The sequence below is a fragment of the Noviherbaspirillum soli genome (assembly GCF_015352955.1).
GTDB classification, from domain to species: Bacteria; Pseudomonadota; Gammaproteobacteria; order Burkholderiales; family Burkholderiaceae_D; genus Noviherbaspirillum_A; species Noviherbaspirillum_A soli.
On the sequence record NZ_JACYOX010000036.1, the window covers coordinates 58,485 to 64,552 of the forward strand.

Annotated in this window: 6 protein-coding genes; all 6 read left to right on the top strand. The window is 67.5% G+C overall.

Translation table 11 applies throughout. The features are described 5' to 3' along the window. Positions 1-41: 41 nt before the first annotated feature. The 6 genes from IGW04_RS20810 to IGW04_RS20835 all read left to right on the top strand — a co-directional run bounded on the left by IGW04_RS20810 (position 42) and on the right by IGW04_RS20835 (position 5,910). The gene (locus IGW04_RS20810; protein WP_194715017.1) at positions 42-1,067 is read left to right on the top strand and encodes an aminoglycoside phosphotransferase family protein; all 1,026 of its coding nucleotides are present in this window, start codon (positions 42-44) and stop codon (positions 1,065-1,067) included. Positions 1,068-1,074: 7 nt separating this feature from the next. Next, positions 1,075-1,791 carry an N-acetylmuramate alpha-1-phosphate uridylyltransferase MurU gene (gene murU / locus IGW04_RS20815; RefSeq protein WP_194715018.1) on the top strand — a complete coding sequence of 239 codons (717 nt, stop codon included), beginning with the start codon at positions 1,075-1,077 and terminating at the stop codon, positions 1,789-1,791. Beyond that, complete coding sequence (locus tag IGW04_RS20820; RefSeq protein ID WP_194715019.1) at positions 1,788-3,125, top strand: aminopeptidase P N-terminal domain-containing protein; 1,338 nt, start codon at positions 1,788-1,790, stop codon at positions 3,123-3,125. Before murU ends, IGW04_RS20820 begins: the two co-directional genes overlap by 4 nt. Positions 3,126-3,129: 4 nt before the next feature. Continuing rightward, on the top strand, positions 3,130-4,266 hold the full coding sequence (locus IGW04_RS20825; protein ID WP_194715020.1) for a UbiH/UbiF/VisC/COQ6 family ubiquinone biosynthesis hydroxylase: 1,137 nt from the start codon (positions 3,130-3,132) through the stop codon (positions 4,264-4,266). A gap of 136 nt (positions 4,267-4,402) precedes the next feature. Beyond that, the gene (locus tag IGW04_RS20830) at positions 4,403-5,620 is read left to right on the top strand and encodes a DUF4382 domain-containing protein (protein WP_228527280.1); all 1,218 of its coding nucleotides are present in this window, start codon (positions 4,403-4,405) and stop codon (positions 5,618-5,620) included. 89 nt (positions 5,621-5,709) lie between these two features. Then, a complete protein-coding gene (locus tag IGW04_RS20835; RefSeq protein ID WP_194715021.1) occupies positions 5,710-5,910 on the top strand; it encodes a hypothetical protein in 201 nt (66 codons plus the stop codon). The last annotated feature ends 158 nt before the right edge of the window (positions 5,911-6,068 follow it).

Genomic DNA, 6,068 nt, shown 5'->3' on the forward strand with positions numbered 1-6,068 from the left:
CCGCTCCCGGGCCACTTTCAGACGCTATCCGATACCGCATCATGCCCGAGCAATTCCCTAACGATCCGCGCCTGGAACAGGCCAGCCAGTGGCTGGCGACGCTGACCGCGCCCGCGCTGCGTCGCGACACCCTGCGCCCGGCGTCGGCCGATGCCAGCTTCCGCCGCTACTTCCGCGTCGACGGCGCCGACGGCGACACCTACATCCTGATGGACGCGCCGCCGCCGCAGGAAGACGTGAAGCCCTTCATCCATGTCGCCGAGGTATTCGGCAAGACCGGCGTGTCCGTGCCCAAGGTGCTGGCCCAGGATGCCGAACGCGGCTTCCTGCTGCTGACCGACCTCGGCGCCACCACCTACCTGAAGCTGTTGAACAGCGACACCGCCCACAAGCTCTACCTCGACGCGATCGACGCGCTGGTGCTGCTGCAGGCGCAGAGCCAGCCCGAGGTGCTGCCCGAATACGACCGCGCGCTGCTGCTGCGCGAGCTCAACCTGTTCCCGGAATGGTATGTCGCGAAGCACCGCGGCGTGACGCTGGACGACAAGCAGCAGGCCGCGCTGCAGAAGGTATTCGACGCGCTGCTGGCCAACAACCTGGCCCAGCCGCAGGTCTATGTGCACCGCGACTACCATTCGCGCAACCTGATGGTGATGGACAGCGGCAATCCCGGCATCCTCGACTTCCAGGACGCGGTCTACGGCCCGATCACCTACGACCTGGTGTCGCTGCTGCGCGATGCCTACATCCAGTGGGACGAGGAGCTGGTGCTGGACTGGGCGATACGCTACTGGGAACGGGCGCGCCGCGCCGGCCTGCCGGTGGCGCCCGACATCGACAGCTTCTACCGCGACTTCGAATTCATGGGCCTGCAGCGCCACCTGAAGGTGCTGGGCATCTTCGCGCGGCTGTACCACCGCGACGGCAAGGCCGCCTATCTCGACGACATGCCGCTGGTGATGGAATACACCCGGAAGACCGCCGGCCGCTACCGCGAACTGGCGCCGCTGATCCGCATCCTCGACGTGCTGGAAAACACCGATTCCGGCGTCGGCTACACCTTCTGAGACACTGATGAAAGCCATGATCCTCGCCGCCGGCCGCGGCGAACGCATGCGGCCCCTGACCGACAGCTGCCCCAAGCCGCTCCTGAAGGTGCGCGGCCGGCCCCTGATCGTCTGGCATGTGCTCAACCTGGTGCGCGCCGGCATTACCGAGATCGTGGTCAACCATGCCCACCTCGGCCACATGATCGAGGAAGCGCTGGGCGACGGCAGCCGCTACGGCGCGTCGATCGCCTATTCGCCGGAAGGCACGGCGCTGGAAACCGCCGGCGGCATCGCCCGCGCCCGCGAGCTGCTGGGCGAAGCGCCTTTCGTCGCGCTGGCGGCCGATGTCTGGGCGCCGCACTTCGACTTCTCGCAGGCCGCCGACGCGCTGGTCGATAACGACGTCTGGGGCAACCCGCTGCCGCTGGACCAGCGCGACGTGGCCTGGCTGTACCTAGTGAAGAACCCGGCCCACAACCCGGCCGGCGACTTTGCGCTGAACAGCTTTTCGATCGCCAATGAAGGCGGGGAGCGGCATACCTTTTCCGGCATCGGCGTCTACCGGCCGCAGATGTTCGACGCCATCGCGCCCGGCGACAGCGCGAAGCTGGCGCCGCTGCTGCGCGAATATGCGGCGCGCGGCCAGGTCGGCGGCGAAGTCTACCGCGGCGACTGGCTCGATGTCGGCACGCCGGAACGCCTGGCCCAACTGAATGCCCCCTACCAAGGAAACCGTCCATGACAGCAGCTTACGCAGCCCGCCGCGCCAGACTGATCGAACAGATGCAGGCCCGCGGCGGCGGCATCGCCATCATCCCGACCGCACCGGAAGCGCTGCGCAACAACGATGCCGACTTCCCCTACCGGCATGACAGCTACTTCTATTACCTGACCGGCTTCACCGAGCCGGAAGCGGTGCTGGTGCTGGTGGCCGGCGCGGCCGGCGGCCAGTCCATCCTGTTCTGCCGCGAAAAGAACATGGAGCGGGAAATCTGGGACGGCTACCGCTACGGCCCCGACGCCGCGCGCGAGCAGTTCGGCTTCGACGCCGCGCATGCGGTGTCGGCGCTGGACACGGAAGTGCCGAAGCTGATGGCCAATGCGCCGGCCATCTTCTATGCCCTGGGCAGCAATGCCAGGCTCGACGCCCAGGTACAGGGCTGGCTGCAGTCGGTGCGCGCCCAGGTGCGCGCCGGCGTCACCGCGCCGGCCGCCGCATTCGACGTGCATCTGCTGCTGGACGAAATGCGGCTGGTCAAGGATGCCGGCGAGATCGCCATCATGCGCCGCGCCGCGCTGATCTCCTCGGCCGCGCATGAGCGCGCGATGCGCATGTCCAGACCCGGCCTGCACGAATACCAGATCGAGGCCGAGCTGCTGCACGAGTTCCGCCGCAACGGCTCGCAGTTCCCGGCCTATACCTCCATCGTCGCCACTGGCGCAAATGCCTGCGTGCTGCACTACCGCGCCGGCGACGCCGTGCTGCAGGATGGCGACCTGGTGCTGATCGACGCCGGCTGCGAACTCGACGGCTACGCCTCCGACATCACCCGCACCTACCCGGCCAACGGCAAGTTCAGCGGCCCCCAGAAAACCCTGTACGAGATCGTGCTGGCGTCGCAGGCGGCGGCGATCGCCGAAATCCGCCCCGGCAAGCGCTTCACCGACGGCCACGACGCGGCGGTGAAGGTCCTGGCCCAGGGCATGCTGGACACCGGCCTGCTCAACCGCGACAAGGTCGGCACGCTCGACGACGTGATCGCCAACGGCGACTTCCGCCAGTTCTACATGCACCGCACCGGCCACTGGCTGGGCATGGACGTGCATGACGTCGGCGAGTACCGCGACGCCGCGCCCGCCGGCGCCGAGCGGCCATGGCGTACGCTGCAGCCGGGCATGGCGCTGACGGTCGAGCCGGGCATCTACGTGCGGCCGGCAGAAGGCGTGCCGGAGCAGTACTGGCACATCGGCATCCGCATCGAGGACGACGCGGTGGTCACGCCTGGCGGCTGCGACATCATCACCGCCGAAGCGCCCAAGACCGTGGCCGGGATCGAAGCCGTGATGCGCGGCTGACATCGTGGAGCGCAGCTACGATATCGCCATCGGCGGCGCCGGCCCGGTCGGCATGGCGCTGGCCGCGATGCTGGTGCGGCATGGCGCCGCGCCGGATCGCATCGCGCTGATCGACGCCCGTGGGCTGGAACAGGCGGTGCAGGACCCGCGCTCGCTGGCGCTGTCGTGGGGCAGCCGCCAGCTGCTGGAGGAAATCCGCGCATGGCCGGCCGGCGCCACGCCGATCCGCGAAATCCATGTATCGCGCCGCGGCCACTTCGGCCGCACGCTGATTGCCGCCGCTGAATTCGGCCTGCCCGAGCTAGGCTACGTGAGCCGCTACGGCAGCCTGGTGCAGGCGCTGTCGTCAGCCGTGGCGCAGGCCGGCGTGACCGTGCTGCGGCCGATGCAGATCGCCTCCCGGACCGAGCAGGCCAACGGCATCACGCTGGCGCTGGCCAACGGCGCGAGCCTGGAAGCCCAGGTGATGGTGCAGGCCGAAGGCGGCCTGTTCGCCGACCAGCCCGGCAAGCCGATCAGCCGCGATTACAACCAGACCGCGGTGATTGCCCATGTCACCGCCGACCGGCCGCTGGCAGGCCGCGCCTTCGAGCGTTTCACCGGCGAAGGGCCGCTGGCCCTGTTGCCGCAGGACGGCGGCTATGCGCTGGTGTGGTGCCTGCGCCCTGCCCGCGCCAGCCAGGTCGCCGCCCTGCCCGACGCAGCCTTCCTGGCCCAGTTGCAGCATGCCTTCGGCCAGCGCCTGGGCCGCTTCCTGAGCGTCTCGCCGCGCATCAGCTATCCGCTTGGCTTGAACACCGGCGCTGCGCAGAGCGCCCGCACGGTCGCCATCGGCAATGCGGCCCAGACCCTGCACCCGGTTGCCGGCCAGGGCCTCAACCTCGGCCTGCGCGACGCCGCCGTGCTGGCGCGCATGCTGGCCATGGACGCCACGCCGCTGACGCTGCAGCACTATGCAATGCAGCGGCGCGGCGACCGCGGGCTGACCATCCGCGTCACCGATACCATGGCCCGCATCTTCGCCAGCGCGCCGGACGGCGCCTACACCCAGGGCTTGCTTGGCCTGTCGCTGGGACTGATCGACACCGTGCGTCCGCTGAAGCAGTTGCTGGCCGAGCAGATGATGTTCGGCCGACGCTGATGACGGCTGGGTTCGAAAACAGCGCCACCAGACTAGTTACCCGAAAACAACATTAGTTTGTTTCGAGTTGAAACATTGCTACAAACAAAGTTATATACCCGTTAAAGTTGCCGCACAGAACTTTTATAAGGGTGACATGATGGCGTCGGCTCAACAATGGATGGTTCGCGCCCTGGCTGGCGCTTGTGCACTGACCGCGCTTGCCGGATGCGGCGGCGGTGGCGGCGGTGGCGGCGGTGGGGGTACACAGACCGCCGGCACGCTGGGCGTATCGCTGACCGACGCGCCTTCCTGCGGGTTCGACAAGGTATTCGTTACCGTCACCAAGGTCAGGGTGCACAGGAGCGCCACGGCCGGTACGGAAGACGACGGCTGGACCGAGATCGCGGTGGACCCGGCCAGGAGCAGGATCGACCTGCTCTCGCTGGCCAATGGCGTGCTCCAGCCCCTGGGGCAAGTGCCGCTGGCAGCAGGCCATTATTCGCAGTTGCGGCTGGTGCTGAACAAGAACAGCGGCAATGGCCTGGCCAATTCGGTGATCCCTGCCGGCCAGACCAATGAAGTCGCACTGATCACGCCCAGCGCGGTGGAGAGCGGCCTCAAGCTGGCCAACGAATTCGATATCGAGGCCGGCCAGCGGGCCGACCTGGTGCTGGACTTCGACGCCTGCAAATCCATCGTCACGCGCGGCAATGGCGAATATGCATTGAAGCCGGTGGTGAAAGTCATTCCGACGCTGCTCAACGGCGTGGAAGGCTATGTCGGCGCAGGCCTGAGCGACGTGCATGTGTCGGCCCAGAAGGACGGCGAAATCATCAGCAGCACGGCGCCCGATAGCGAAGGCCACTTCTATCTGTCGCGCCTGCCGGTCGGCGCCTACGACGTGGTGATCACGGCATCGGACCGGGCCACCACCGTGGTCGGCGCGGTGCCCGTCACCAGCCCTACTGCAACCACGACACTGAGCACCAAGGCCGCGCCGATCAGCCTGCTGGCTGCGCCGGAAGCCCGCAAGATCAGCGGGACGGTCAATTTCACGCCACCCGGCGCCGATGCCGCCTACGTCCATGCGAGCCAGACCCTGCCGGCCGGCTCGAAAGTCACCGTCAGGTACAAGGCAACCGACGCCAGCAGCAATTACACGCTGAGCGACCTGCCCAAGGTGGCGCCGCAGTATGCGCCATACAACCCGACAGCCCTGGCTTTCACCGCGCAGGCAGGCGTGAAGCCGGGCGTAGGCCAGTATGCAGTGGAGGCCAGCGCTGCCGGCTACCAGACCCCGGCGTCCACGACAGTCGACATCAGCCAGGGCAACCAGGCTGGCGTGAACTTCACGCTGATCCCCGCCAAGTAAGAGGGTCGAGCACGGCACTTCGCCGGATTCAGCAACCATCGAGGCCGGCAGCGATGCCGGCCGAATTGCATAGAAAACAGGATCAAAACATGAACAAACCAGAAATCGCCGCGCTGCTCGCCAGCGCCCTGCTGGCTGGCTGCGCCGTGGTGCCAGTGCCGCTCGTCTACGACACCCCGGCGCCGAAGTGCCCGCCCGGCCAGGCCAAGAAAGGCAATTGCGGACCGGCCTATGACACGCCGGAACGCAGTTTCTGCCCGCCAGGACAAGCCAAGAAGGGCAACTGCTGAAAGGCCAAACCTCGTAGGGTGCAATCCCCGAAGGGCATTGCACCATGCCCGCAGGAGCCGGGCGGCAGCGCCAGGCAATGCCTCTGTCCGGCGGCCTGGCGGAATGCCCCTTCGGGGTATTCCGCCCTACGAAGTCTGTCGGAGCGATTGCGAATGGC

Excerpts from the sequence above, each read along its gene's own strand:
- IGW04_RS20810 (WP_194715017.1), top strand. The coding sequence starts at position 42 with ATGCCCGAGCAATTCCCTAACGATCCGCGCCTGGAACAGGCCAGCCAG.
- murU (WP_194715018.1), top strand. The coding sequence starts at position 1,075 with ATGAAAGCCATGATCCTCGCCGCCGGCCGCGGCGAACGCATGCGGCCC.
- IGW04_RS20820 (WP_194715019.1), top strand. The coding sequence starts at position 1,788 with ATGACAGCAGCTTACGCAGCCCGCCGCGCCAGACTGATCGAACAGATG.
- IGW04_RS20830 (WP_228527280.1), top strand. The coding sequence starts at position 4,403 with ATGATGGCGTCGGCTCAACAATGGATGGTTCGCGCCCTGGCTGGCGCT.
- IGW04_RS20835 (WP_194715021.1), top strand. The coding sequence starts at position 5,710 with ATGAACAAACCAGAAATCGCCGCGCTGCTCGCCAGCGCCCTGCTGGCT.